Here is a 25,443-nt window from a genome sequence, read left to right on the forward strand (position 1 = left end):
GGCATGGAGTCACCGTACTCCGGGCTCGCAGCCGGAGGCACGGTGACGGGCCGTCGAGAGGGCGAGGTTTGCCCAGGGCGTAACCGCTGGCCGTTCATCGCCGGGTCGGGTACCCGTCGGATTTCGTCTGCTTCAGGCATCGGAGTACGTAACGTCCGGAGCAGCTCAGGCCTTCCCCAGCTCGGCGGCCAGCAGCGCGACGGCCTCGGCGACCGTCGCGGCCCGGATCGCGGCCCGGTCCCCGGTGAGCCGCAGCGCCCGGGTGACGGCCCCGGACGGACCCGTCACGCCCACGAACACGGTCCCGGCCGGCTTGCCGTCCTGCGGGTCGGGGCCGGCCACACCGGTCGTGCCGATTCCCCAGTCCGCGCCGCAGCGGCGGCGGGCGCCCCCGGCGAGCGCGGCGGCGACCTCGGCGGCGACCGGGCCGAGCCGGTCCAGCAGCGCCTGGTCGACGCCGACGAGCGTCGCTTTGAGATCGGTGGCGTACGCGACGACGCCGCCGCGGAACACCCGGGACGCGCCCGGCACGTCGACCAGGTGCGCGGCGAGCAGCCCGCCGGTGAGCGACTCCGCGGTCGCCAGCGTCTCCCCCCGCGCGCGCAGCGCCGCCAGCACACCGGCCGCGGTCGGCTCGGTGCTCACCGCTCCCGTCCGGTGCGGCGCAGCGTCAGCGCGCGGACGACGTAATCCGCTCCGGTCACGACGGTCGCGAGCACCGCCGCTCCCATCACGACGGACCCGACGTGGTCGATCGGATCCGGGATCGGGCAGAGGTACCAGATGATCGCGATGATCTGGAGCAGCGTCTTGAGCTTCCCGCCGCGGCTGGCCGCGATCACGCCGTGCCGCATGACCCAGAACCGCAGCGCGGTGACGCCGAGCTCGCGGACGATGATCACCACGGTGACCCACCACGGCAGCAGGTCGTAGGCCGAGAGCCCGATCAGCGCCGCACCGGTGAGCGCCTTGTCGGCGATCGGGTCGGCGACCGCGCCGAACGGCGTCACCAGGTCGTGGGCGCGGGCGATCCGGCCGTCCCAGTAGTCGGTGATCGACGCGATCGCGAACAACGTCGCCGACGTCCACAGCCACCCGGTGTGCGTGCCGTCCGAGACGATCAGCGCGGCGACGAACACCGGCACGAGCACGATCCGCAGTGCGGTGAGCACGTTAGCCGCGTTCAGCAGGGGCGCCTGCTTCTTGGGGACGTCCTCGGAAGGCATTGGCGACTCAGCGCCGGCCGCCACGCCGCTCATCCGCCAGAGCCGACGGGCGCGAGGGCCCGCGCGAGGAGCTCCGGCTCGACGCCGACCCGGTCGACGACGCCGAGCACCTCGGCCTCCAGATCGACCCCGAGGCTGCCGGTGACCCGCGCGCGCACCAGGTCGCCGACGGCGGGACGGCCGAGCACCGGACACTCGCCGTGCAGCGTCACCGACCCGTCGACCTCGGGCGCCTGGTGTTCCCCGCGCCCTTCCGCGACACCGTCGTCGCCCACCGATTCGACGAGCACCTCGACGATCGTGCCGTGCCGTTCCTCGGCGCGTTGCGCGGTGAGCTCCTCGGCGAGCCGCGAGATCCGGTCGAACCGGCGGTCGATCGTGTCGCGGCGCACCTTGCCGGTCAGCGTCGCGGCCTCGGTGCCGTCCTCGTCGGAGTAGCCGAACACGCCGATCGCGTCGAGCCGCGCCGCGGTCAGGAACCGGGCCAGCTCGGCGACGTCGGCCTTGGTCTCGCCGGGGAACCCGACGATGAAGTTCGAGCGCACCCCGGCCTCGGGCGCCAGCCGGCGCGCGGTCGCCAGCAGCTCCAGGAAGCGCTCGGTGGAGCCGAAACGGCGCATCCGGCGCAGCACCGGCTCGCTGGAGTGCTGGAACGACAGGTCGAAGTAGGGGACGACGCCGGGCGTGGTGGCGATGACCTCGATCAGCGACGGCCGGGTCTCGGCCGGCTGCAGGTAGGACACCCGGACGCGGACGATGCCGGGCACCGCCGCCAGCTCGGGGAGCAGGGCCTCCAGCAGCCGGGGGTCGCCGAGGTCCTTGCCGTAGGACGAGGAGTTCTCGCTGACCAGCACGAGCTCGCGGACGCCCTGCGAGGCCAGCCACCGGGCTTCCTCGACGATCTCGGTGGGGCGCCGGGAGACGAACGCGCCGCGGAAGGACGGGATCGCGCAGAACGCGCACCGCCGGTCGCACCCGCTGGCCAGCTTGAGCGGCGCCACCGGGCCACCCTCGAGCCGGCGACGCAGGACGCGCGGGCCGCTCGCCGGGGCCAGGCCGGCCGGGAGTTCGGCGTGCCCGGGGACGGCGACGTCGGCCGCCGAGCGCTCCACCGGGCTGATCGGCAGCAGCGTGCGCCGGTCGCGCGGGGTGTGGGCGGTGAGTTCCTCGCCGGCCAGCACGCGGTCGAGCCGGTCGGAGATCGACGCGTAGTCGTCGAAGCCCAGCACGGCGTCGGCCTCCGGCAGCGCGGTGGCCAGCTCGTTGCCGTACCGCTCGGCCATGCACCCGGCCGCGACGACCTTGGCACCGCCGTCGGACGCGGCGAGCAGCGTGTCGACCGAGTCCTTCTTGGCTTGCTCGACGAACCCGCAGGTGTTGACGAGGACGACGTCGGCATCCGAGGCGTCGACCAGTTCCCAGCCGTCACCGGCCAGGCGACCGGCGAGCTCTTCGGAGTCGACCTCGTTGCGCGCGCATCCCAGCGTGACGAGAGCGACCCGGCGGTCGCCGGCATTCCGAGGCATGCGGCGAGCCTACCGGCCGATGCTGGGTTCGCCCGCCGGACCGGGACCCTCGCACCCGGGTCCAGCGGAACCCGAAGGGGGCGAAGGTGACACATTCGACGGGATGAATTGCCATAAACCGGATACACGTCGCCGCCTGACGCTCGTACGGCTTACAGTGTGTGGAGTAAGTCCACGCACTCAGTGAGGTGCGCACATGGACCATGACGTCACGACTACCCCGGTGACGCAGGTGACAGCGGCGATGGATGCGTTTCGCACGGAGCTGACGAGGCGTCGTGTCGATGCCGGTTTATCGAAGAAGGCGCTCGCCCGACGGATGTCGTTCGATCCGTCGTACGTCAGCCACATCGAGAGCGGGCGGCACCGCCCCACCGAGGATTTCGCGCGCCGCGCGGACGACGTCCTCGGGCTCGGCGGGCGGCTGTTGGCGCTCTGGCGGGAGTACGACCGCACCCGGCAGAACGCGGCCGCCGGCGCGGCCGTGCCGGTGTCGGTCACCGCGGACCCGTCCTCCGATCTCGTGGTCGAGCGCGAAGAGGCCTCGCTGCGGTTCGACGGCCGGGACTACGTGATGACGATCCGTCGTCACCTGCACAACGTGGGCAGCAAGCCGGTGACGCTGTACTGGATCAAGATCAGCAGCGACGACCAGTCCGACGCGCCGCTCACCTGGGACACGATCGACCTGCGCGCGGTGTGCGAGGGCGAGCCGATGGACTGGCGGGTGACGAACGACCAGCCGTTCGCCAAGCAGGTCTGGCTCCAGTTCCGCAACGGCGACTACGAGTTCCCGCTCTACCCGGGCGCACGCACCTGGATCGAGTACTCGTACACGGTGCCGGAGAGCATCTGGGGCCGCTGGTTCCAGCGCGCGATCCGGCTGCCCACCCGGTACCTCTCGGTGCGGCTCACGTTCCCGGCCCACCTCGAGCCGCGGGTGTGGGGCACCGAGACCTCGATGACCGCCGACGGGTCGCCGCTGGGCGTCACGCCGCAGGTGACGCACACCACCGAGGGTGAAGTCGAGTGGTTCTGGGAGGTTCCGCAGCCCCAGCTGAACGCGCGGTACCGCCTGCTCTGGCAGTTCCAGAACGGGCCGGGCGCCGGCCTGCGGTCGGGTCGCGCGACCGATCGGGCCGAGCGGTCGGAGCGCGGCGAGCGCCCCGACCACTCCGGAAGATCAGGCACCCGACGCTCAACCCTGAACCGGCGACGGCCGGCCGTGCTGCAGTGATCGCAGGAGGTCGAGGTCGACCTCCGCGATCCCGCCCACGGTGAGGCACTCCCCCGTCACCGGTGTCACCACGACGACCCGGCAGCCGGCGGCCAGCGCGCTGGCCGCGCCGATCGCCGAGTCCTCCACGACCGCGCACTCGCCGGGCGCGACGCCCAGTGCGTCGGCCGCGCACAGATAGGGCTCCGCGCTGGGCTTGGGCGTCAGCACGTCGTCGCCGGAGACGATGACGTCGAACCGGCGCCGGTCGGCCTCGGCCAGCGCGGCGTCGACGTGGTCCCGGCTCGACGAGGTCACCAGACCGGTCCGCAGGCCGGAGCGCCGGACCGTGCGGACGAGCTCGCGCGCACCCTCGAACCAGCGCGGTGGCGTCACGCTCAGGAGCGTCAGCACGCGGTTGTGCACCCAGCGCAGGTTGTCGGGAAGGTCGTCGTCGGGCAGGCCCAGCGCCTCGTGGGCGATCACCATCGCTTCGGCGGCGGCGAGCCCGATGCTGCGGACGAAGAACTCGGACGGCAGCCGGCCGCCGTAGGCGGTGGCTAACTCGATCATGGCCTGGTCCCAGACACCGTCACTCGCGACCAGCGTGCCGTCCATGTCGAACAGCACCGCCCGCAGGGGTAACGGGTTGTCTTCTTGTGGGCTCTCATCACTTCCCGGCAAGTGCGACACACCCCAGAGTGAGTTGACTCCGGGCGAGTCGCAATCGATCCGGCGTCCGCGACGGATGAGTGAGCATGAGAATCACACCTCGCGATCAGCGATTCAGCGGCGTTTTCCTCCCATGTGGACGCGACCGGCGGCGGGACGGCGCGCGCTGATCGCGCCCGCTAGTGTGTCGAAGTCTCATGAGCCTCTGCTGTCCCATGAGAATCACTCTTCTCGGCGTTCCGGGCCGCCCGGGAGCCCTTACCGCCCCGCCTGATGCCGTGGAGCCGTCCGGACATGTCGCTACCCCCTGCTGTTCCCGTCACCGACGCCCCCGGCGGCGGCTCCGGCTCGCCCGCCTCCCGTCCGGCGGCCGTGCCGGCCGGACCGTCGAGCACCCTCATGCGGCAGCTGGGGATCGCACAGCTGGGCGAGGAGCCGATGCTCCACACGATCGCGGCCCCGTTCGCGCTGCCGGCCGAGGCCGGAGCGGCCAGGACCGTCATCCGGGCGCTGCACGAGCACCTCGGCGCGATCCGGCAGGTGCACGCGTTCAGCAAGGGCACCGGGCTCGCCGCGCCGCAGATCCGGATCGACCGCAGGGCCACCGTGGTGATCGACCCGGACGGCAAGCGGATCGAGCTGATCAACCCGCGGCTGATCGGCGAGTCGGCGGAGGTCGACGAGCCGAAGTTCGAGGGGTGCCTGAGCTTCTTCGACGCCAGGGGCCGGCTGGCGCGGCCGCTGTCGATCACGGTGGAGCACCAGCGCTACGACGGTTTGTCGCTGGTCAGCGTCTTCACCGAGAGCGTCGCCCGGCTGGTGCTGCACGAGATCGATCACCTCGACGGCAAGCTCTACACCGACCGGATGGACGCCACCGAGCACCTGATCGCGGCCAGCGACTACCGCGGCACCGGGCACCGCTGGGACTACGGCAACTCCGGCGGGTGAGCGGACCCGTCCGGCAGGAGCGGGGCGACCCCGGCCAGTGTCGGCACCAGGAGAGAGGTGCCGAGCACGATCCGTTCCCAGTCCCCCAGGGTGACGCCCGACCGCTCGGCCGCGCGTGAGACCGCGGACCAGGACACGTCCTCACCCGCACCGAGCCGGGTGAGACAGGTGTGCAGCTCGCTCGCCCCGGCGGCCCGGGCGAGCACCTGCTCGACGGTGCCCGACAGCGTCAGGTCGAGCGGCTCCTGGGCCGCCTCGAGCGCGTGTGCCAACGCGAACGCCTCACGCCAGGCGTCCGCACCGTCGGCGAGCGCCGCGTAGAGCGCGCTCCGCTCCTCGGCCGGGAAGCAGATCCCGATCTCGCGGACCAGGTCCGCCGGTTCGTCCGCACTGTGGACCAGGTTCAGCTGCTGGTTCAGGGTGCCCAGCGCGTACCGCAGCTGACCGGGGCGGCAGCGCAGCGGGTCGGACCCACCTTTGGCGTGGGTGAGCTCCGTGCACGCCCATTCCGGGGATTCACCGGCGATACGGAGAATGAGTACGAGTGAATCCGTTGCCGTCATGTAGCAGTCGGCCATTTCCCGGCGATCGCGGGTCGCGGTGTTCCACTGATATTGCCACAGTGCGCGCACGGCCCACCGGTTCACCCGGAATCGGCGCGCGTGCACGACCTCCCACCCCTCCGCGGAGAGCCATTTGAGCGCCGCGCTCAATTGACGCCTGACCACCGCGTCCGGCTTGAGCAGGAGAAAAGCGTGACGCTCCGCAATTTCCTCGGCCCGGGAATTGCAGACCCCGACGAGGTCCTCCCAGGAATCCCGGAAATAGGTGTCGACGGAATAGAGTTGTTGCTTGGCGGCCGAACGGGTGAGGAGTGACGAAACGCGTTCAGGCGGAAAGACGTGCTCGGGGAGAAATACCGATGGGTGCGGAACGGCCACTAGATTCCTCCAGGCGGTAGGCGTGCCGATGCCGGCCGAACCTCGTCGCTCTGGCGCCGGGCGCCAGCCTCACACACCGGATCGGTCTCCGCGCTTTCCGTCAATGTATCCGGTCAGCCAGGGCCGATCCCAGCGGTGGATACTCCCGTGACGAATAGTCACGACAGTTCCTGCCGTGGATTCGACACCGCTCCGATCCGTCGCAACCAGCGCTCGTATCATCGCGATACGTCGAGGTATCCGGGCAGGGGTTCGTGCGTGCCCGAGAGGTCATTGCGTAATTGTCGACGCCGGGTATTTTGGTGGCGCACAATGAACGATCAAGAAAGGCCCCTCGGGTGACCGACTCCAGAATTCCGCCGTCCCTCGTCGACCTGATATCCGTCCGGGGCGTCGGCTGTACCGGCGTTACCGGGATGGCCATCGAGGTGTTGAAGAAACTTACCGACGAGCCGGATCGCGTCACCGAATGCGTGCGTTTCCTACGTCGGGAATTGAGTGGATACGCCAGCCTTTGGCACCTGGAGCGGGCCCTCGCGTCCGGTGCTCCGGCGGCGACGCTGGAGGCCTTCGGCGACCGCCTGGAACTCGACGCCCGCACCGCGATCGAGACGGCCCACGCGCTCCTTCGTGACCGCGAGGGTGGCTTCGTGACGGCGCCGAGCAGCAGCCTGACCCGGCGGGTGCTCGCCGAACTCGGCGCCGACACCGCGACCGGGGCCGGTGGTTCCGACTCCGGAGTCGGAACCACCGGAGTCGGGGCCACCGGAGTCGGGGCCACCGGCCTGTGCGGAGCCGACGCCGTGGGGCCCACCGAGATCCTCAACATCGTCAGCACGCGTGAACTGGCCCAGCGGCTGCCCACGGTCGTCGTCACGACGCCGGACCGGCTGGTCCCCGGCGTCGTCTTCGAGACGCTGGGGTCGCCCCTGTTCGAGCGCATCCCCCTGTCGATGTTCGAAGCCGTGGTCGTCGGTGGCCAGGTGCTCACCCCGGCCGAGGCCGGCGCCAGGGCGGCCGCGCTGGCGGCCGCGCACCCGGCGTGACACTCACTCCGCGGGGGTGCCCCCGCGGAGCACCACGAGCACCGAATCGAGCTCGTCCGGCTTCACCAGCACGTCCCGGGCCTTGGAGCCCTCGGACGGCCCGACGACGCCACGCGACTCCATCAGGTCCATCAGACGCCCGGCCTTCGCGAAGCCGACGCGCAGCTTGCGCTGGAGCATCGAGGTGGACCCGAACTGCGTCGTGACGACCAGCTCGACCGCCTGGACCAGCAGGTCGAGGTCGTCGCCGATGTCCTCGTCGATGTCCTTCTTGGCGACGGCCGGCGCGGTGACGTCCGCGCGGAACTCCGCCTCGCGCTGCTCCTTGCAGAACTTGACGATCGCCGCGGTCTCGTTCTCGGTGACCCACGCGCCCTGGATGCGGATCGGCTTCGACGCACCCATCGGCAGGAACAGCCCGTCACCGCGGCCGACGAGCTTCTCCGCGCCCGGCTGGTCGATGATGACCCGCGAGTCGGCCAGCGACGAGGTGGAGAACGCCAGCCGTGACGGCACGTTGGCCTTGATCAGACCGGTGACGACGTCCACCGACGGCCGCTGGGTGGCCAGCACCAGGTGGATGCCGGCCGCCCGCGCGAGCTGGGTGATCCGCACGATCGCGTCCTCGACGTCGCGGGGGGCCACCATCATCAGGTCGGCGAGCTCGTCGACGATCACCAGCAGGTACGGGTAGGGCTTGTAGACCCGCTCGCTGCCCGGAGGCGCGGTGATCTGGCCCGACTTCACCCGCTTGTTGAAGTCGTCGATGTGACGCACGCCCGAGGCCGCCAGGTCCTCGTAGCGCATGTCCATCTCGCGCACGACCCACTGCAGGGCGTCCGCGGCCTTCTTGGCGTTCGTGATGATCGGCGTGACCAGGTGCGGGATGCCCTCGTAGAGCGTCAGCTCGACCCGCTTCGGGTCGATCAGGACCAGCCGCACCTCGTCCGGCGTCGACCGGGTCAGGATCGACACCAGCAGCGTGTTGATGCAGCTGGACTTACCGGCGCCGGTCGCGCCGGCGACCAGGATGTGCGGCATCTTCGCGAGGTTCGCGACGACGTACCCGCCCTCGATGTCCTTGCCCAGGCCGACGAGCATCGGGTGCTCGTCGCTGGTGGCCGCGTGGCTGCGCAGGACGTCGCCGAGCGACACCGTCTCCCGGTCGGTGTTGGGGATCTCCACACCGACCGCGGACTTCCCCGGGATCGGGCTGATGATCCGCACGTCCGGCGACTTCACCGCGTACGCGATGTTGCGGGAGAGCTGCGTGATGCGCTCGACCTTCACCGCGGGGCCGAGCTCGATCTCGTACCGCGTCACCGTCGGGCCGCGGGTGAAGCCGGTGACGGCCGCGTCCACGTCGAACTGTTCGAACACGCCGGTCAGCGCCGAGATCACGGTGTCGTTGGCGCGGCTGCGTGTCTTGGCCGGCGGGCCGGCCGCGAGCAGGTCGGGGGGTGGCAGCCGGTAGTCGCCCTCGGTCGCGGTCAGCGCGAGCTGCTCCGAGCGCGTCGGCGCCGGGGAGTGCTCGGGCGCGGCCTTGGGCGGCGTCGCGGGGATGTCCGACGGCTTGGGACGCCGCTCGCCCGGGCGGGGGCCGGGCACACCGGAGGCGGGCACACTGTCCGGACCGGACCGCCGGATGGCGCCGGTCTCCTCCGGATCGCCAACCGGGCCGTTGTCCGGCGCGATCTCCTCGGCCACGCGGCGCCGACGCCGGGGCTTGGGCGGCGCGACCGCGTCCTCGACCACTTCCAGGCCGGCCTCGTCGTACTCGACGTCGGGCTGGATCGTCGGGACCCGGCCCTGGGTGAGGCCCCAGAGCTGGTCGAGACGAGCCGGGATGGCGGCGATCGGCGTCGCGGTGACGACGAGGACGCCGAAGATCACGACGAGGATCAGGATCGGGATCGCGACCCAGGCGGTGACCGCCGCGACGAGCGGACCGGCCGAGAACCGTCCGATCACGCCACCGGCGTGCGTCCAGGTGTCGGGGTCCGCGGCGTCACCGGCTCCGAGGTGGAACAGGCCGAGTAAACCGATCGTCAGCGCCGACCATCCGACGAGCATCCGGCCCCGGTGCTCCGGGTCGGACGGCGTGCGCATCATGCGGACGGCCGCGGCTCCGAACAGGATCGGGAGCGCGACGGCGGCCGACCCGACGAGCCAGCGGACGCCGATGCGGATGCCCTCACCGGTGGGGCCACCGGCGTCGAACCAGAGCGCGGCGGCCGCCACGATCGCCAACGCGAGAACGGCCAGCCCCGCGCCGTCGCGCCGGTGCTCCGGAGGGAGCTCACGGGCCGACGACGCCTGCCGCCCTGCCGCACGCACTCCCCCGCCGACGCCCCGCGCGACCAGCAGCCACGCGTTGACGAGGACCTGGCCGGGACCGGGTACGCGGGAAGGAGCGGCCTTCGCCCGCGCGGCGGGGCGCTTCCCGGTCGTCGCCTTCCGGGGCGCCGCCTTGGCCGCGGTGGCCTTGCGGGCGGCCGTCTTGCGCGGGGCAGCCTTTTTCGCGGGTCCCCTCGATCCGGACACACGTGAACCACCACCAGCCATGGTGATGACCGTATCGTGCCGACACTCGTCTCTCACGCAAGCGCGCCGGGGAGCGACACGCCGCGACGACGGGTGTCGGAACGATTACAGGTTGCTCGGACGTTGTTCCCTGGGAGAGGCATATTCGCCACCAGGGAGGCAACCGATGGCGTCGATCATGAACCGACTCCGTGCGTTCGCACGCACGCCCAAGGGCCAGCAACTGATCAACCAGGCTCAGCGGGAGCTGTCCAAGCCCTCCAACCAGCAGAAGCTACGCAAGCTCTCCAGCCGGTTGAAAGGCCGTCGCTACTAGACGCGGCCGGACCTCGACAACGGTCGATACGGGGCAGCGCCGAACCTCGGCGCTGCCCCGTCGGCGATTCAGACCTCGAGCACCGTCGGGACGATCATCGGGCGACGCCGGTAGGTGTCGGACACCCAGCGCCCGACCGTGCGCCGCACGGTCTGCTGGAGCTGCCGCGGCTCGATGACCCCGTCGGCCGCGGCGGCGTTCAGCGCCTGCTCGATGAGCGGGAGCACCGGGTCGAACGACGTCGGGTCGTCGGCGAAGCCGCGGGCGGCGACGAACGGGCCACCGACGACCTTGCCGGTGGCTTCGTCGACCACCACGGTGACCGCGATGAACCCCTCGTCACCGAGGATGCGCCGCTCGGTCAGCGCGGTCTCGCCGACGTCACCGACGGCCAGACCGTCCACGTAGACGTAGTGCGTGTCGATGTGGCCGGTGATCCGCGCGCGGCCGCCGACCAGGTCGATCACGTCACCGTCGGACGCGAGCACGATGCGGTCGGCCGGGACCCCGGTCTGCGCACCGAGGCGGGCGTTGGCCTGCAGGTGCCGCCACTCGCCGTGGACCGGCATGTAGTTGCGCGGCTTCACGGCGTTGAGCAGGTACAGCAGTTCGCCGGCCGGCGCGTGGCCGGACACGTGGACCTTCGCCACTTCCTTGTGGATCACGTTCGCGCCCCATCGGGCGAGCCCGTTGATGACCCGGTAGACCGCGCTCTCGTTCCCCGGCACCAGCGACGACGCCAGGATCACGGTGTCGCCCGGCTCGATCGTGATGTGCCGGTGGTCGCGCGAGACCATGCGGCCGAGCGCGCTCATCGGCTCGCCCTGGGAGCCGGTCGACATGAAGACGACCTTCTCGGGCGGGAGGTTGGCGGCGTCGTCGAGCGAGACGACGAGACCCTCGGGGATCTTCAGCAACTTCAGGTCGCGGGCGACCCCCATGTTGCGGACCATCGAGCGCCCGACGAACGCGACCCGCCGGCCGTGCACGTGGGCGGCGTCGAGCACCTGCTGGACGCGGTGCACGTGGGAGGCGAAGCTCGCGACGATGATCTTGCGCTTGGCCGACCGGAACAGGTCCTCGAGCACCGGCCCGATCTCCCGCTCGGAGGTGACGAAACCCGGCACCTCGGCATTCGTCGAGTCGGCCAGCAGCAGGTCGACGCCCTCGCGCCCGATGCGGTGGAAGCCGCCCAGGTCGGTGAGCCGGCCGTCGAGCGGCAACTGGTCCATCTTGAAGTCGCCGGTGTGCAGCACGGTGCCGGCCGACGTGCGGATCGCCACCGCCAGCGCGTCGGGGATCGAGTGGTTGACCGCGAAGAACTCGCAGCCGAACGGGCCGAGCTGCTCGGCCTGCCCCTCGCGCACGGTGAGGCTGTAGGGCTCGATGCGGTGCTCACGCAGCTTCGCCTCGATCAGCGCGAGCGTGAAGCGGGAGCCGACGAGCGGGATGTCGGGCTTGAGCCGCAGCAGGTACGGCACACCACCGATGTGGTCCTCGTGCCCGTGGGTGAGGACGATCGCCTCGATGTCGTCCAGACGGTCGGCGATCGGTGTGAAGTCCGGGAGGATCAGGTCGACGCCCGGCTGGTCGGCCTCGGGGAACAACACACCGCAGTCGACGACGAGCAGGCGCCCCTCGGACTCGAACACGGTCATGTTGCGCCCGATCGCGCCCAGACCACCGAGCGGCAGCACACGCAGGCCCCCGGCCGGAAGCGGTGGGGGCGGTCCGAGTACCGCCGGTGCCACCGGCTGCCCCTTCTTGCTCCCCGGCGGGTTTGTCATGCGCGCTCCTTGCTGTCTAGGTCCACTCCGCCGCGCGCGAGGTCGTCCCGGAGCACGGCGATCTGCTCCGGGGTCGCGTCGACCAGCGGGGACCGCACCGACCCGCCGGGCAGGCCCAGCAGGTTGTACGCGGCCTTGGTGAGAATCGCTGCCTGGGTACGGAAAACGCCGATGTCGATCGGCAACATGCCTTGGTGCAGGGCGGTGGCTCCGGCGACGTCGCCGCGCTCGAACGCGTCGATCATCGCGCGGATCCGCGGCGCGACCAGGTGCCCGGTGACGCTGACGACGCCGACCGCGCCCACCGACAGCAGCGGCAGCGTGAGGATGTCGTCGCCGCTGTACCAGGCCAGGTCGGTGTTCGCGATCACCTCGGCGCTGGCGGCCAGGTCGCCCTTGGCGTCCTTGACCGCGACGACCCGCGGGTGCTCCGCGAGCTCGACGAGCGTCTCGGTGGCGAACGCCACACCGGTCCGGTGCGGGATGTCGTAGAGCATGATCGGCAGACCGGTGGCGTCCCCGAGCGTGCGGACGTGCCGGGCCAGACCCGCCTGCGGCGGCTTGTTGTAGTACGGCGAGACGATGAGGACGCCGTGCGCGCCGGCCTTCTCCGCGGTACGCACGAGCTCCAGCGAGTGCTGGGTGTCGTTGTTCCCCGCACCGGCCACGATCGTCGCCCGGTCGCCGACGGCCTCGAGGACCGCACGCAGCACCGACTCCTTCTCGGCGTCGGTCATCGTGGGGGCTTCACCGGTGGTGCCGTTGACGATCAGACCGTCGTTGCCGGCCACGTCCACCAGGTGCTCGGCCACGGCCTGCGCGCCCTTGAGGTCGAGAGACCCGTCCGCCGCGAACGGCGTGACCATGGCGGTGAGAACGCGGCCGAACGGCCGCCGTGGATCGGCACTCATGCTGCTCACGCTACCGTCCCGGCGGCCATGACGCGTCGGCGGACTCAGCCCTCGGTGACCAAGGGACTGGTGGCTACCTCAGTGCCGTCCGGCAGTGCCGTGATGGTGAAGTCGGCGAACGCGTTCGCCGCGATCCGCTGCAGTTCACGCAGGCACGCCACGGCCAGCGCACGGATCTCGACGTCAGCGTGCTCGGTGGCACGCATCGCCACGAAGTGCCGCCACGCACGGTAGTTACCGGTGACGACGATGCGCGTCTCGGTGGCGTTCGGGAGCACGCTCCGGGCGGCCTGGCGGGCCTGCTTGCGCGCCAACGTGCGGTTGGTGGCGCCTTCCTCGGCGAACTTCTTCTCCAGGCCCTCGAGCAGCTCGGTGTAGGCGGCGACGCTGGCCTCGGCGGCCTTGGCGAACGCCGCGTGCAGCTCGGGGTCCTCGGCGATGATCTCCGGCTCGACCATCGCCGCGTCGCGCTCGGGCACGTACCGCTGGGAGAGCTGGCTGTAGCTGAAGTGCCGGTGGCGGATCAGCTCGTGGGTGAGCGAGCGGGAGACGCCGGTGAGGTAGAACGTGACGCTGCCGTGCTCGAGCACCGAGAGGTGGCCGACGTCGAGGATGTGGCGCAGGTAGCCGGCGTTGGTGGCGGTGGCCGGGTTCGGCTTGCTCCACGACTGGTAGCACGCACGGCCGGCGAACTCGGCGAGCGCCTCGCCGCCCTCGGCATCGGTCGACCAGTCGACGTCGGCCGGGGGTTCGAAGTGCGTCCAAGCGATCGCGCGGACAGACAGCGGCACGATCTCGGCCACGATTGCTCCTTGCTGTTAACCGGGGAGGGGGTCGCCGGTCAGCTTACGTAGAACCAGTCGAACGGAGCCCACGGAAGGTTGCGCAACACCGCGAAGACCACCCAGAAGAGGAGGTAGCCGAAGACCGCGAGCAGCGGGATGCGCTTGCTCGGCAGTTTCACCTTGAACAGGCGGTTGGCGGCGAAAACGACGTACGCCCAGGCGAGGATCGGGATCGCGATCAGCGCGACGACGTGGTAGCGCACCGCGTTGAGGATGTCGCCGTGCAGCAGGTACCAGACCATCCGGGTGCCGCCGCAACCCGGGCAGTCGAGCCCGGTGAGCAGCTTGAACGCGCACGGGCCGAGCGGGTCGAGCTGCGCGTCGGTGGGGTTGTTGCTCAGCACGTACGTGCCGGCGGCCCCCACGCAGCCCAGGATCGCCAGCGGGGCGAGCCAGGACGGCTTGGTCCAGGCGGCCATGGCGATGCGCTCGAAGCGGCTCGGCGGGGTGGGCTCCCAGCCGTAGTGCGCGTGCTCGCCGTGCGGAGGCGGCACGGGCGCACCCGCTGGCGCCACCGGCCCCGGTGCTCCGGCCTGCTCGAGCATCCGTCCTCCTCTGGAAACGTGGCTCTCCGGCCGACGATACACGCGGTTCGCGATCGCCGATCGGGCGTTGCGGTCACCCGACCGCGGTGATCAGCGGGGCCGCGAGATCGCCGTTCGGGGCGACTTCGACGCCCTCCAGACCGAGCCAGCCGGCCAGCGACCACAACTCGGCCGCCAGCGCGGCCACCGCCTCGTCGGCGAAGGCCCGCCGCCGTGCGGCCGCACCGCGGACCGCTCCGGTGGCGCCCCCGCGGACGGCGGTGCCATCGGCCCCCGGCCGCACGGTCGCGCCGCGCGAGGCCGGCAGCCCCGTCCCGCCACTCGAGGCCGGTAGCGGCAGCGCGGTCTCGCCGTCGCCGGGGGGCACGAGCGGGGCGGTGAGCGCCGGTTCGCCGAACGCCCCCGGTACCCGCAGCACCCCGGCGGCCCGGTCGGCTTTCAGGTCGACCCGGCCGACGAGCTGACCGCGGAACAGGAACGGGAGCACGTAGTACCCGTGCACCCGCTGCGGCGCCGGGGTGTAGAACGCCAGGCGGTAGTGGAACCCGAACAGGCGCTCGGTGCGCGGCCGGAACCAGATCAGCGAATCGAACGGGGAGAGCAGCGCACTCGCGGAGACCCGGCGCGGGATGCGCGCGCCGACGGCCAGGTACCCGACGTCACGCCAGCCCTCGACGGCGACCGGGATCAGCGCACCCTCCTCGACCAGCTCGGCCACCGCGGGCTTGGACTGGTGCGGCTTGAGCCGGAAGTAGTCGCGCAGATCGGGCTCGGTGGCCACGCCCAGCGCCCGGGCCGAGCGGCGGATCAGCTCGCGGTACGCGTCGGCGGGGGCCGGCGTGGGGGTGGCGATCACCTCCGGGGGCAGCACCCGCTCGGTGAGGTCGTACCGGCGCTCGAAGTTGCGCCGGTCGAACGTGCTGACCTCGCCGGCCCAGAACAGGTACTCCAGCGCGAGCTTGCTCTCCCGCCAATCCCACCAGGGGCCCGAACGCGGGGCTTTCGCGCCGCTCTCGGCTTCGAGCTCGCCCGCGCTCATCGGGCCGCGTTCGGCGATCGTGTCGCGGACCTTCGCCACCAGCTCGGGTTTCTCCGCCGCGATGCGCCGCATGCCGCCCCAGGACTTCTCGGCCGCCTGCGCCATCCGCCAGCGCAGGAACGGCTGGGTGTCGACCGGCAGCAGCGAGGCCTCGTGCGCCCAGTACTCGAACAGCTGCCGCTTCGGTGCGTACGCGGCCCGCTCGAGCAGCTCGGGCCGGTAGGCGCCGAGGCGGCTGAAGGCCGGGAGGTAATGCGAGCGGACCAGCACGTTCACCGAGTCGATCTGGAACAGCCCCACCCGGTCGAGCACGCGGTGCAGCGCGCGGGCGCCGGGGTTGCCGCTCGGCCGCGGATCGGCGAAACCCTGGGCGGCGAGCGCGGCCCGCCGCGCCTCGCCCGCCGACAGACTCTGAAGCGTCGTCACGGCGCCCATCCTGCCCGGCCCCACCGACAGAATCGCCGCTGACTACGCTGCGCAGCGTGGTTGATGCTTTCGTGCGGCCGGCACGGTCGGAGGATGCGGACTCGGTGGCCAGGATCCAGTTGGAGACCTGGCGCACCGCCTACGCGCGGGTGGTACCGGAGGCCGTGCTGGCGGCGCTGGACGCCGACGACGTCGCGGCGCAGTGGCGCTCGGCGATCGTGGAACCGCCGACGCCGCGCCACCACGTGCTGGTGGCCACCGAGGGCGAGGTCGCGGTCGGCTTCGCCGCCGCCGGGCCCGCGACCGCGGAGGACCTCGTCGGCCCGGGCTACACCTCCGGTGAGCGTCCCGACGGCGAGTGGGACGCCACCACGCTGGCCGTGAGCACGCTGCTCGTCGAGCCCCGCTGGGGACGCCGCGGCCACGGCAGCCGATTGCTGGCCGCCGTGGCCGACGTGGCTCGCGAGAACGGTTTCACCCGGGCCGTCACCTGGGCCCTGGACGCCGATCAGGCGAGCCGGAACTTCCTCGAATCCGCCGGGTGGGCCCCCGACGGGGTCGGTCGGGTCCTCGACATGAACGGCACCGAGGTACCCGAACTCCGCCTCGCGACGGAGTTCTAGCCGAACAGGTCGTCGAAGACGCTCTTGTGACGACGGTGGCCGCGGTGGCGACGGTGGCCGTGGTGCCCGTGGCCGCCGTAGCCGGAGGCGTGCGACGAGTGGCTCGGGTACGCCGGTTGCCCGTAGCCGGGCTGGCCGTACGCGGGCTGCTGGCCGTATCCGGGCTGGGGCGGGTAGCCCTGCGCGGGCGGCGGAGCGCTCGGCGCACCGCGTCCGCGGCCGTACTTGTCTTCCGCGTCGACCAGACGCTCGAGTTCGCCTCGGTCCAGGAAGATTCCCCGGCACTCAGTGCACTGGTCGATCGTGACTCCGGCTCGCTCGTACTGTCGCATCGGTGCCTGGCACTTCGGACAGATCATGACCGGGAGGCCTCCTCAGTGGTGAATGGACACCCTGCCAACGGCTGAGCGCCGTTCACAGGTTCCGCTCACTGATTGTGCCCGGTACGTGCATCCCCGAGGTCGTTGCGTAGTGCTATCGCTTTCCGTGCCGCCTGGCGCGCCCGGCGCCGGTCGCCGGCGTCGTCGTAGGCCAGGCTGAGCCGGAACCAGCGACGCCAGTCCTCCGGCGCCGCCTCCACCTCGGCCTGCCGCTCCCGGAACCGCTCGTCGGCGGCTTCGCGCACCACCCGGCCCGACGGTCGCCGCGGCAGGTCGTCGACCGGCAGGCCCCCTTCGGCGGCGAGCTCGTCGGCCAGCCGCTCAGTCGCCCGGCCGAACTTGATCTCGAGCCAGATCAGCCACCCGCCGAGCACCGGCAACAGCACCATCCCGACGCCCAGCGCGATCAGCACGGGGTCGCCGGTGCGCAACAGGATCACCGCACGGTTGAGCGCGAGGGCCAGGTACACCACCAGCACCGCCACCAGTACGGCGACGGTGGCTTTGACCTTCACCGGTCCAGGAGCGGGTCGAGGCCGATCGTGAGCCCCGGACGCGACACCACGGACCGCACCGCGAGCAGCACGCCGGGCATGAACGACGCCCGGTCGAACGAGTCGTGCCGGATCGTCAGGGTCTCCCCCGCCGCGCCGAACAGCACCTCCTGGTGCGCGACCAGCCCGCGCGCACGCACCGAGTGCACCGGGATGCCGTCGATCGACGCGCCCCGGGCCCCGTCGAGACCGGAGGTGGTCGCGTCCGGGATCCCGCCCAGCCCGGCGGACGAGCGCGCGGCGGCGATCCGCTCGGCGGTCAGCCGCGCGGTGCCGCTCGGGGCGTCGACCTTCTGCGGGTGGTGCAGTTCGACGATCTCCACCGACTCGAAGTACCGGGCGGCGGTCTCGGCGAAGCGCATCATCAGCACCGCGCCGAGCGCGAAGTTCGGCACCACGGCGACGCCGACACCCGGGGCGTCGGCCAGCCAGCCGCGCACGGTGTCGAGCCGCTCGGGCGTGAACCCGGTCGTGCCGGTCACCACGTGGATCCCGTGCTCGACGCACCACTTCACGTTGTCCAGCACGACGTCCGGGCGGGTGAACTCGACGGCCACCTCGGCGCCGGTCAGCGTGTCCAGCGCGTCGCCGGACCCCACCGAAGCCACCAGGTCCAGGTCGTCGGCCGCGGTGACCGCGCGGACCGACTCCGCGCCCATCCGCCCGTGCGCTCCGATGACGCCGACCCGTGTCGCTCCCACGTCTACGCAACCCCTTCGGATGACGGAACCAGATCGAACCCGTCGAAGTCGTTCTCGGCGAACGGCCCGACGACACTGAGCGAGGCCGGGCGGGTGAACAGCTCCGCGGCGAGGGTCCGGACGTCCTCCGGGGTCACCGCGTCGATGCGTGCCAGCACCTCGTCGAGCGAGAGGATGTTGCCGTGCACCAGCTCGGCCTTGCCGATGCGGCTCATCCGGGAGTAGGTGTCCTCCAGCCCGAGCACGCTCGCGCCGCGCAGCATGCCCTTGCCCCGGCGGACCTCCTCGTCGGTGATCCCACCGGCGGCGGCCCGGTCGAGCTCGACCCGGATCAGATCGAGCACCTCGTGGGCGCGGCGGGGCGCACACCCGGCGTAGACGCCGAACAGCCCGGCGTCGGCGTACTGGGTGTCGAACGAGTAGACCGAGTACGCGAGCCCGCGCTGCTCCCGGATCTCCTGGAACAGGCGGCTGCTCATGCCACCGCCCAGAGCCTGGTCGAGGACGCCGAGCGCGAACCGGCGGTCGTCGAACCGGTCGATCGCGGGCACGCCGAGCACGAGGTGGGCCTGTTCGGTCTCCTTGGACCGCACCGCGAGGGCCGAGCCGACCGACCGCACCGCCGGGCCGCGGCGCGGCGTCGTGGGCTCCCCCTCGGCGAAGCCGTCGAACGCCGCCGCGATCAGCTTGACGGTCTCGTCGTGGTCGAGGTTGCCTGCGGCGGCGACGACGAGCTGGCGCGGCGTGTAGCGGCGGCGGTAGAACCCGGCCACCTGGTCACGCTTCATCGCGGTGATCGAGTCGGTCGTGCCGATGACCGGCCGGCCGAGCGGGTGGTCACCGTAGAGGGCGGTGGTGAACAGGTCGTGCACGACGTCGCTGGGCTCGTCGTCGTGCATGGCGATCTCTTCCAGGATCACCTGCCGCTCGACTTCCAGGTCGTTCGCCGAGACCACCGAGGACGTCAGCATGTCGCAGATGACGTCCACCGCCAGCGGCAGATCGCTGTCGAGCACGCGCGCGTAGTAGCAGGTGTACTCCTTCGCGGTGAACGCGTTGGTGTCACCGCCGACGGCCTCGATCTCCGCGGAGATCTCCCAGGCGGTGCGCCGCTTGGTTCCCTTGAACAGGAGGTGTTCGAGGAAGTGCGACGCACCGGCCAGGCGTGGGGTCTCGTCCCGCGAGCCGATCCCGACCCAGACGCCGAACGAGACGCTGCGCACGGTCGGCAGCGCCTCGGTCACGATCCGGAGACCGTTGGGGAGAACGGTACGGCGGACGGTGCCGCCGTACCGTGCTTCGCCAGATGTCACGCAGGCGTCTCAGCGGGGGCGGATTCCGCGGTCTCGGCCGACTGCGCCGCCGGTGCGGCCTCGTCCTTGACCGGCACCAGGCTGATCTTGCCGCGGGCGTCGATGTCGGTGATCTCGACCTGGAGCTTGTCGCCGACCTTGACGACGTCCTCGACCTTGCCGATCCGCTTCCCGTTGCCGAGCTTCGAGATGTGGACCAGACCGTCCTTGCCGGGGACCAGCGAGACGAACGCACCGAAGGCGGCGGTCTTGACGACCGTGCCCAGGTACCGCTCGCCGACCTTCGGCATGGTCGGGTTCGCGATCGCGTTGATCCGGTCGACCGCCGCCTGCGCCGACGGACCGTCCGAGGCGCCGACGTAGATCGTGCCGTCGTCCTCGATCGTGATGTCGGCGCCGGTGTCGTCCTGGATCGAGTTGATCATCTGGCCCTTGGGGCCGATGACCGCGCCGATCTTGTCGACCGGGATCGTCACCGTGGTGACGCGCGGCGCGAACGGGCTCATCTCGTCCGGACCGTCGATCGCCTCGCCCATGACCTCGAGGATCGTCAGGCGGGCGTCCTTGGCCTGGGTGAGCGCACCCGCGAGCACCTCGGACGGGATGCCGTCGAGCTTGGTGTCGAGCTGGAGCGCGGTGACGAACTCCTTGGTGCCGGCGACCTTGAAGTCCATGTCGCCGTAGGCGTCCTCGGCTCCGAGGATGTCGGTCAGCGCGACGTACTCGGTCTTGCCGTCCACCGTGTCGCTGATCAGGCCCATCGCGATGCCCGCGACCGGCGCCTTCAGCGGGACACCGGCGTTGAGCAGCGACATCGTCGAGGCGCAGACCGACCCCATCGAGGTGGAGCCGTTCGAGCCCAGCGCCTCGGAGACCTGCCGGATCGCGTAGGGGAACTCCTCGCGGCTCGGCAGCACCGGCACGAGCGCCCGCTCGGCGAGCGCGCCGTGGCCGATCTCGCGACGCTTCGGCGAGCCCACCCGGCCGGTCTCACCGGTCGAGTACGGCGGGAAGTTGTAGTTGTGCATGTACCGCTTGCGCGTCTCCGGCGCCAGCGTGTCCAGCTGCTGCTCCATGCGGAGCATGTTCAGCGTGGTGACGCCCAGGATCTGGGTCTCGCCGCGCTCGAACAGCGCCGAACCGTGCACCCGGGGCAGGATCTCGACCTCGGCCGAGAGCGTCCGGATGTCGGTGAGGCCACGGCCGTCGATACGGACCTTGTCGCGCAGCACGCGCTGGCGGATGAGCTTCTTGGTCAGCGCCTTGAGCGCGCCGCCGATCTCCTTCTCGCGCCCCTCGAACTGCGCGCCGACCCGCTCCACGGCCAGGCCCTTGACCCGGTCGAGCTCGGTCTCGCGCTCCTGCTTCGGGGCGATCCGCAGCGCGGCGTCCAGCTCGGTGCTGACCGCGGCGGAGACGGCCTCGAACACGTCGTCCTGGTAGTCGAGGAAGACGGGGAACTCGCCGGTCGGCTTCGCGGCCTTGGCCGCCACCTCGGCCTGCGCCTCGACCAGGGCCTTGATGGCCGGCTTCGCGGCCTCGAGACCGGCGGCGACGACCTCCTCGGTGGGCGCGGGCGCGCCCCCGGCGATCAGCGCGACGGTGTCGGCGGTGGCCTCGGCCTCGACCATCATGATCGCGACCTCACCGGCCTCGGTGACCCGGCCGGCGACGACCATGTCGAACGTGGCGGTGGCCAGCTCGGTGTGGGTCGGGAACGCGATCCAGTCGCCACCGACGAACGCCATCCGGGTGGCGCCGATCGGGCCGTTGAACGGCAGGCCGGCGAGCTGGGTGGAGAGCGAAGCGGCGTTGATCGCGACGACGTCGTAGAGCGTGTCCGGGTCGAGCGACATGACCGTCACGACGACCTGGACCTCGTTGCGCAGGCCCTTGACGAACGTCGGGCGCAGCGGGCGGTCGATCAGGCGGCAGGTGAGGATCGCGTCCTCGCTGGGCCGGCCCTCGCGGCGGAAGAACGAGCCGGGGATACGACCCGCGGCGTACATCCGCTCCTCGACGTCGACCGTGAGCGGGAAGAAGTCGAAGTGCTCCTTCGGGCTCTTGGACGCCGTGGTGGCCGACAGCACGAGCGTGTCGCCGAGCTGGGCGGTCACCGAACCCGCGGCCTGCCGGGCGAACCGGCCGGTGCTGAAGCGGATCTCCCGCGACGGGTGGTTGCCGTTGTTGATGGTCGCGACGACCTCGGTCACGGTGTGTTCTGACATATTTCAGGATCCTCCTGGTTGGCGTACCAGGCGATGGGGAGGACCCGAGCGGCATCTCGTGCCGGTCTTCGATCGAACCGACTTGTAGGAGCTCCACAAGTGGGTACTACCGAGGACCGGCTCGCACGGGGTCCGCGGATCACCCGGTACTTCGGTTACTACGTAGTTACTGCGAACGGGGAGCGCCCGGTGGGCGCTCCCCGTGAGACGTCAGCGACGCAGGCCGAGCCGCTCGATGAGCGACCGGTAGCGGTTGATGTCGGTCTTGGCGAGGTAGTTGAGCAGCCGACGACGACGGCCGACCAGCAGCAGCAGCCCACGGCGGCTGTGGTGGTCGTGCTTGTGCGCCTTCATGTGCTCGGTCAGGTCGTTGATGCGCCGGGACAGCAGCGCGACCTGGACCTCCGGGGAGCCGGTGTCGTTCTCCACCGTCGAGTACTCGGCGATGATTTCCTTCTTGACGTCTGCGGCGAGCGCCACGGACTCTCCTTGATCTCTTCGGTGTGGCCCCCGGTCGTGGTCACGAGGGCAGCCTGCACACCGCCGGGGTCAAACCCGGCGTCGATGCAACGCTACCAGCCCGTACACCTGACGACGAATCACCGCCCACGTCCGAGCGCGGCGACGGCGGCGTGGCTAGCCGCCGAGGAGCAGTTCGCGTACTCGCGCGACGTCGGCGTTCATCTGGGTGATCAGCGCGTCGACCGACGAGAACGCGACCGTGGGACGCAGGCGCGCGGCGAAGTCGACCGCGACGCGCTCGTCGTAGATGTCCTCGTCGAAGTCGAGGATGTACGCCTCGACCCGGCGCGCGCGCTCACCGGCGAACGTCGGGTTGGTGCCGATGCTGATCGCGGCGGGCAGCGGGACCTCCCGGTCGCCCGCGTGGCGGGCCGGGTCACGCACCAGCCAGCCGGCGTAGACACCGTCCTCGGGCACCGAGGTGAACGCCGGCGACGACAGGTTCGCGGTCGGGAAGCCGAGCTCACGTCCGCGCTGATCACCGCGAACGACCACACCTTCGACGCGGTGCGGGCGCCCCAGCGCGGCCGCCGCGCGCTCGACCTCGCCCTCGGTGACGTCGGCCCGGATGCGGCTGCTGGAGACCGTGCCCGCGCCGTCGGTGAGCAGCGCCACCGTACGCACCTCGAACCCGTGCTCGGCACCGAGCCGCCGCAGCAGCGCGACGTCGCCCTCGGCCTTGTGGCCGAACCGGAAGTTCTCGCCGACGACCACGGCCGCCGCACGCAGGTGCTCGACGAGCACCGCGCGGACGAACTCCTCCGGCGAGAGCCGGGCCAGTTCGGGCGTGAACGGAAGCGTGCACAGACCGTCGACGGTCAGGCCGTCGGCCGCCAGCGCCTCGAGCAGGACCGCGCGGTGGTCGAGCGTGGTCAGCCGGTCGGGAGCCGACGCGGGGTGGAGCACGGCCGCCGGGTGCGGGTCGAACGTCACGACGACGACCGGGGGCGCGCCGGTACCGGACGGGTGCGGCACCGGGAGCAGCGCCGCCGACTCACGGACCGCGGCCTCGATCAACGCCCGATGACCTCGATGAACGCCGTCGAAGACGCCGATCGTGACGACGGTCCGGTTCCAGTCCGGCGGGTCGTCCGCCAGCCCGCGCCACCGCAGCACGCTCGCCTGCCTCTCGTCGGCGTTACTGATCCAGGGTCAGCCTAGTTCGTCGGTCGGGAGGCCCGGCGCTCAGCCCGAGGGGCGCAGCACCACTTCCGGGCGGGCCGCGCCGTCGGATTCGACGACGAGCGCCACCACCCGGCCGTCCGGCCCGAACACACCGTACGGGCCGGTCAGACCGGTTGCCGACAGGCGACCGCCGTGGCCGAGCACGGTCGCGGTGGGCGCGTCGACGTCCCGGCGCGGGAACGCCGCGTCCACCGCCGAGTCGAGGTCGAGTGTGACCGGATCCTCTTGTTCGGCGAGCTGATCCAGCGTCCGCGCCTGGGTGAGCGTGAACGGACCGACCCGGGTGCGGCGCAGCGCGGTCAGGTGGCCGCCGGTGCCCAGCGCCCGGCCGAGGTCGCGGGCGAGCGCCCGGATGTAGGTACCCGAGGAGCAATCGACGATCACGTCGAGGTCGAGCAGGTCGGGCTCCGGCCGGCGATCGGCGAGCAGGTCGAACCGCGAGACGGTCACCCGCCGCGACTTCAGCTCGACCTCCTCGCCGGAGCGCACCCGGTCGTAGGCGCGGCGCCCGGCGACCTTCACGGCCGAGACCGAGGAGGGCACCTGGTCGATCACCCCGGTCAGGTCGGCGATCCCGGCGCTGACCTGCGCCGTCGTCACGGCGGAGGCGGACGACCCGTCGAGCCGGTCGCCTTCGGCGTCGTCGGTCACGGTCGCGTACCCGAGCCGGATCGTCGCGACGTAGGTCTTCGCGGTCAGCGTCAGGTGCCCGAGCAGCTTGGTGGCCCGTTCGACGCCGAGCACGAGCACGCCGGTGGCCATCGGGTCGAGCGTGCCGGCGTGCCCGATCTTGCGGGTGCCCGCGATCCGGCGCATGCGCCCGACGACGTCGTGCGAGGTCATCCCGGCGGGCTTGTCGACGACGACGAGCCCGCTGTGCGCGCTCAGCTCCTCACCGCGACCGGAACGTCGTCGAGCGCCGCCCGTACCGACGCGACGACGTCCTCGAGCGGCCCCCGGCCGGTGAAGCCCGCGGCGAGCCGGTGGCCGCCACCGCCCAGCCGGACCGACAGCGCGCCGACGTCGATCGAGCCGCGCGAACGCAGCGAGATCGACCATTCGCCGGGCACGGACTGCTTCGCCATCATCGCGAGCGTGCTCTCCTCGGCGCCGCGGATCATGTCCACCACGCCCTCGACCCACTCCATGCCCAGACCGTGCCGCTCGAGGTCGTCCTGGGTGACGTAGGACCAGCTCAAGCCGGCTCCCCCGGCGACGTCCGGTTCGAGCACGACCCGGGCGAGCACGTCGGCGAGCAGGTGCAGCGAGCGCATCGGGCGGGCGTCGTAGAGGCGCCGGCTGATCTCGTCGGGCCGGATGCCGGTCGCCAGCAGGCGCGCCGCCAGCTCGTGCGTCGACGGCGACGTCGCGGCGCCCCGGAACGAGGCGGTGTCGGTGGAGAGGCCGACGTAGAGGCACTCGGCGATCGCGGCGTCGAGCCGCACGCCGAGCCGGGTCAGCAACTCCTCCACGACGACGGCGGTGGCCGCCGCCTGCGGGTCGATCAGGTTGAACGTGCCGAACCCGCTGTTGGTGACGTGGTGGTCGACGACGATCACCTCGGTGGCCGCGGCCACCAGCGGAGCCAGATCACCCAGCCGGTCGACGCTGCCGGTGTCGAACGTGACGAGCACGTCCGGACTCGGCGAGACCTCTTCCGGGCGGACCAGGAGCTCGAGGCCGGCGAGCTGGGCCAGCGCCTGCGGCAGCCGGAACGGGTTGCTGAACGACGCCTGGACCCGGATGCCGAGCTGACGCAGCCCCAGCGCGGTGGCGAGCATGCTGCCCAGCGCGTCCCCGTCGGGGTTGATGTGGCAGGCCAGCACGATGGTGCGGCCGGTATCGCTCAGCCGGCCGAGCACGTGCGCCCACGCGTCCTCGGAGATCGCCCCGCCCGCCGGCGGCACCGGCGGGGTCGACGCGCTCCGGCTGTCGGTCACGTCCGG

Annotated in this window: 25 protein-coding genes; 5 read left to right on the forward strand and 20 right to left on the reverse strand. The window is 71.5% G+C overall.

Annotated features, from left to right (window positions below):
- Window positions 1-165: 165 nt before the first annotated feature.
- From CRYAR_RS31585 to rimO, 3 genes are read right to left on the reverse strand one after another with little or no spacing between them, the layout of a single operon-like run.
- Window positions 166-645 carry a CinA family protein gene (locus CRYAR_RS31585; RefSeq protein ID WP_035856909.1) on the reverse strand — a complete coding sequence of 160 codons (480 nt, stop codon included), beginning with the start codon at window positions 643-645 and terminating at the stop codon, window positions 166-168.
- Window positions 642-1,226, reverse strand: a complete 585-nt coding sequence (pgsA, locus tag CRYAR_RS31590) for a CDP-diacylglycerol--glycerol-3-phosphate 3-phosphatidyltransferase (RefSeq protein WP_035856910.1) — start codon at window positions 1,224-1,226, stop codon at window positions 642-644. Before pgsA ends, CRYAR_RS31585 begins: the two co-directional genes overlap by 4 nt.
- 29 nt (window positions 1,227-1,255) lie before the next feature.
- Window positions 1,256-2,752 carry a 30S ribosomal protein S12 methylthiotransferase RimO gene (gene rimO / locus CRYAR_RS31595; protein ID WP_035856911.1) on the reverse strand — a complete coding sequence of 499 codons (1,497 nt, stop codon included), beginning with the start codon at window positions 2,750-2,752 and terminating at the stop codon, window positions 1,256-1,258.
- 244 nt (window positions 2,753-2,996) lie between these two features.
- On the opposite strand from rimO, the gene CRYAR_RS31600 reads away from it, so the two are divergent.
- The gene (locus CRYAR_RS31600; protein ID WP_245620731.1) at window positions 2,997-3,989 is read left to right on the forward strand and encodes a helix-turn-helix domain-containing protein; all 993 of its coding nucleotides are present in this window, start codon (window positions 2,997-2,999) and stop codon (window positions 3,987-3,989) included.
- Here the strand turns inward: CRYAR_RS31600 and CRYAR_RS31605 are convergent.
- Window positions 3,951-4,652, reverse strand: coding sequence for an HAD family hydrolase (locus CRYAR_RS31605; protein ID WP_157018218.1), 702 nt, complete (start codon window positions 4,650-4,652; stop codon window positions 3,951-3,953). The genes CRYAR_RS31600 and CRYAR_RS31605 overlap by 39 nt on opposite strands.
- 282 nt (window positions 4,653-4,934) lie before the next feature.
- On the opposite strand from CRYAR_RS31605, the gene CRYAR_RS31610 reads away from it, so the two are divergent.
- Window positions 4,935-5,591, forward strand: coding sequence for a peptide deformylase (locus CRYAR_RS31610; RefSeq protein ID WP_169745106.1), 657 nt, complete (start codon window positions 4,935-4,937; stop codon window positions 5,589-5,591).
- Here the strand turns inward: CRYAR_RS31610 and CRYAR_RS43920 are convergent.
- Window positions 5,570-6,532 carry a nucleoside-diphosphate kinase gene (locus tag CRYAR_RS43920; RefSeq protein ID WP_281174641.1) on the reverse strand — a complete coding sequence of 321 codons (963 nt, stop codon included), beginning with the start codon at window positions 6,530-6,532 and terminating at the stop codon, window positions 5,570-5,572. The genes CRYAR_RS31610 and CRYAR_RS43920 overlap by 22 nt on opposite strands.
- A 494-nt stretch (window positions 6,533-7,026) precedes the next feature.
- Between CRYAR_RS43920 and CRYAR_RS31620 the strand changes: the two genes are divergently transcribed.
- On the forward strand, window positions 7,027-7,578 hold the full coding sequence (locus CRYAR_RS31620; protein WP_157018222.1) for a hypothetical protein: 552 nt from the start codon (window positions 7,027-7,029) through the stop codon (window positions 7,576-7,578).
- Window positions 7,579-7,581: 3 nt separating this feature from the next.
- Here the strand turns inward: CRYAR_RS31620 and CRYAR_RS31625 are convergent, their stop codons facing one another.
- Entirely contained in the window at window positions 7,582-10,143 is a 2,562-nt protein-coding gene (locus CRYAR_RS31625) for a DNA translocase FtsK 4TM domain-containing protein (RefSeq protein ID WP_035856914.1), read from the reverse strand.
- Between the two features lie 157 nt (window positions 10,144-10,300).
- Here CRYAR_RS31625 and CRYAR_RS48245 point away from each other — a divergent pair, with 157 nt between their 5' ends.
- Window positions 10,301-10,438 (forward strand): hypothetical protein, encoded by a 138-nt coding sequence (locus CRYAR_RS48245; RefSeq protein ID WP_169744970.1) that lies wholly within the window; start codon window positions 10,301-10,303, stop codon window positions 10,436-10,438.
- A 68-nt stretch (window positions 10,439-10,506) separates the two neighbouring features.
- Here CRYAR_RS48245 and CRYAR_RS31630 read toward each other — a convergent pair whose 3' ends face one another.
- The 5 genes from CRYAR_RS31630 to CRYAR_RS31650 all read right to left on the reverse strand — a co-directional run bounded on the left by CRYAR_RS31630 (window position 10,507) and on the right by CRYAR_RS31650 (window position 15,991).
- The gene (locus tag CRYAR_RS31630; protein WP_051571202.1) at window positions 10,507-12,225 is read right to left on the reverse strand and encodes a ribonuclease J; all 1,719 of its coding nucleotides are present in this window, start codon (window positions 12,223-12,225) and stop codon (window positions 10,507-10,509) included.
- Window positions 12,222-13,136 (reverse strand): 4-hydroxy-tetrahydrodipicolinate synthase, encoded by a 915-nt coding sequence (dapA, locus tag CRYAR_RS31635; protein ID WP_035856916.1) that lies wholly within the window; start codon window positions 13,134-13,136, stop codon window positions 12,222-12,224. Before dapA ends, CRYAR_RS31630 begins: the two co-directional genes overlap by 4 nt.
- Window positions 13,137-13,180: 44 nt before the next feature.
- Window positions 13,181-13,939 (reverse strand): FAD-dependent thymidylate synthase, encoded by a 759-nt coding sequence (thyX, locus tag CRYAR_RS31640; protein WP_035856917.1) that lies wholly within the window; start codon window positions 13,937-13,939, stop codon window positions 13,181-13,183.
- Window positions 13,940-13,977: 38 nt separating this feature from the next.
- Entirely contained in the window at window positions 13,978-14,526 is a 549-nt protein-coding gene (locus CRYAR_RS31645; protein ID WP_051571203.1) for a DUF2752 domain-containing protein, read from the reverse strand.
- Window positions 14,527-14,599: 73 nt separating this feature from the next.
- Window positions 14,600-15,991 carry a winged helix-turn-helix domain-containing protein gene (locus CRYAR_RS31650; protein WP_157018224.1) on the reverse strand — a complete coding sequence of 464 codons (1,392 nt, stop codon included), beginning with the start codon at window positions 15,989-15,991 and terminating at the stop codon, window positions 14,600-14,602.
- Between the two features lie 56 nt (window positions 15,992-16,047).
- Here CRYAR_RS31650 and CRYAR_RS31655 point away from each other — a divergent pair, with 56 nt between their 5' ends.
- A complete protein-coding gene (locus CRYAR_RS31655; protein ID WP_035856918.1) occupies window positions 16,048-16,614 on the forward strand; it encodes a GNAT family N-acetyltransferase in 567 nt (188 codons plus the stop codon).
- On the opposite strand, the gene CRYAR_RS31660 is transcribed toward CRYAR_RS31655, so the two are convergent.
- The 9 genes from CRYAR_RS31660 to CRYAR_RS31700 all read right to left on the reverse strand — a co-directional run bounded on the left by CRYAR_RS31660 (window position 16,611) and on the right by CRYAR_RS31700 (window position 25,437).
- Complete coding sequence (locus tag CRYAR_RS31660) at window positions 16,611-16,973, reverse strand: TFIIB-type zinc ribbon-containing protein (RefSeq protein WP_035856919.1); 363 nt, start codon at window positions 16,971-16,973, stop codon at window positions 16,611-16,613. The two genes, CRYAR_RS31655 and CRYAR_RS31660, sit on opposite strands and share 4 nt — an antisense overlap.
- 68 nt (window positions 16,974-17,041) lie before the next feature.
- Window positions 17,042-17,509 (reverse strand): hypothetical protein, encoded by a 468-nt coding sequence (locus CRYAR_RS31665; protein WP_035856920.1) that lies wholly within the window; start codon window positions 17,507-17,509, stop codon window positions 17,042-17,044.
- Entirely contained in the window at window positions 17,506-18,249 is a 744-nt protein-coding gene (gene dapB / locus CRYAR_RS31670; RefSeq protein ID WP_035856921.1) for a 4-hydroxy-tetrahydrodipicolinate reductase, read from the reverse strand. Before dapB ends, CRYAR_RS31665 begins: the two co-directional genes overlap by 4 nt.
- Window positions 18,250-18,251: 2 nt before the next feature.
- Entirely contained in the window at window positions 18,252-19,562 is a 1,311-nt protein-coding gene (locus tag CRYAR_RS31675; RefSeq protein ID WP_035856922.1) for an insulinase family protein, read from the reverse strand.
- Window positions 19,559-21,790, reverse strand: coding sequence for a polyribonucleotide nucleotidyltransferase (locus CRYAR_RS31680; RefSeq protein ID WP_035856923.1), 2,232 nt, complete (start codon window positions 21,788-21,790; stop codon window positions 19,559-19,561). Before CRYAR_RS31680 ends, CRYAR_RS31675 begins: the two co-directional genes overlap by 4 nt.
- Window positions 21,791-22,000: 210 nt before the next feature.
- On the reverse strand, window positions 22,001-22,270 hold the full coding sequence (gene rpsO / locus CRYAR_RS31685; protein WP_035856924.1) for a 30S ribosomal protein S15: 270 nt from the start codon (window positions 22,268-22,270) through the stop codon (window positions 22,001-22,003).
- Window positions 22,271-22,426: 156 nt separating this feature from the next.
- Window positions 22,427-23,428, reverse strand: a complete 1,002-nt coding sequence (locus CRYAR_RS31690) for a bifunctional riboflavin kinase/FAD synthetase (protein ID WP_035856925.1) — start codon at window positions 23,426-23,428, stop codon at window positions 22,427-22,429.
- Window positions 23,429-23,497: 69 nt separating this feature from the next.
- On the reverse strand, window positions 23,498-24,385 hold the full coding sequence (gene truB, locus CRYAR_RS31695) for a tRNA pseudouridine(55) synthase TruB (RefSeq protein ID WP_084702004.1): 888 nt from the start codon (window positions 24,383-24,385) through the stop codon (window positions 23,498-23,500).
- Window positions 24,382-25,437: a DHH family phosphoesterase gene (locus tag CRYAR_RS31700; RefSeq protein ID WP_051572285.1), complete on the reverse strand. Its 1,056-nt coding sequence runs from the start codon at window positions 25,435-25,437 to the stop codon at window positions 24,382-24,384. The genes truB and CRYAR_RS31700 overlap by 4 nt, the downstream gene beginning before the upstream one ends.
- Window positions 25,438-25,443: the final 6 nt, after the last annotated feature.

Source organism: Cryptosporangium arvum DSM 44712 (assembly GCF_000585375.1).
GTDB classification, from domain to species: domain Bacteria; phylum Actinomycetota; class Actinomycetes; order Mycobacteriales; family Cryptosporangiaceae; genus Cryptosporangium; species Cryptosporangium arvum.

Bases quoted from the DNA above. Each gene is read 5' to 3' on its own strand.
- pgsA (WP_035856910.1), bottom strand. From the start codon at position 1,226: ATGCCTTCCGAGGACGTCCCCAAGAAGCAGGCGCCCCTGCTGAACGCG.
- rimO (WP_035856911.1), bottom strand. From the start codon at position 2,752: ATGCCTCGGAATGCCGGCGACCGCCGGGTCGCTCTCGTCACGCTGGGA.
- CRYAR_RS31600 (WP_245620731.1), top strand. From the start codon at position 2,997: ATGGATGCGTTTCGCACGGAGCTGACGAGGCGTCGTGTCGATGCCGGT.
- CRYAR_RS31610 (WP_169745106.1), top strand. From the start codon at position 4,935: ATGTCGCTACCCCCTGCTGTTCCCGTCACCGACGCCCCCGGCGGCGGC.
- CRYAR_RS31625 (WP_035856914.1), bottom strand. From the start codon at position 10,143: ATGGCTGGTGGTGGTTCACGTGTGTCCGGATCGAGGGGACCCGCGAAA.
- CRYAR_RS48245 (WP_169744970.1), top strand. From the start codon at position 10,301: ATGAACCGACTCCGTGCGTTCGCACGCACGCCCAAGGGCCAGCAACTG.
- CRYAR_RS31630 (WP_051571202.1), bottom strand. From the start codon at position 12,225: ATGACAAACCCGCCGGGGAGCAAGAAGGGGCAGCCGGTGGCACCGGCG.
- dapA (WP_035856916.1), bottom strand. From the start codon at position 13,136: ATGAGTGCCGATCCACGGCGGCCGTTCGGCCGCGTTCTCACCGCCATG.
- CRYAR_RS31645 (WP_051571203.1), bottom strand. From the start codon at position 14,526: ATGCTCGAGCAGGCCGGAGCACCGGGGCCGGTGGCGCCAGCGGGTGCG.
- CRYAR_RS31660 (WP_035856919.1), bottom strand. From the start codon at position 16,973: ATGATCTGTCCGAAGTGCCAGGCACCGATGCGACAGTACGAGCGAGCC.
- CRYAR_RS31680 (WP_035856923.1), bottom strand. From the start codon at position 21,790: ATGTCAGAACACACCGTGACCGAGGTCGTCGCGACCATCAACAACGGC.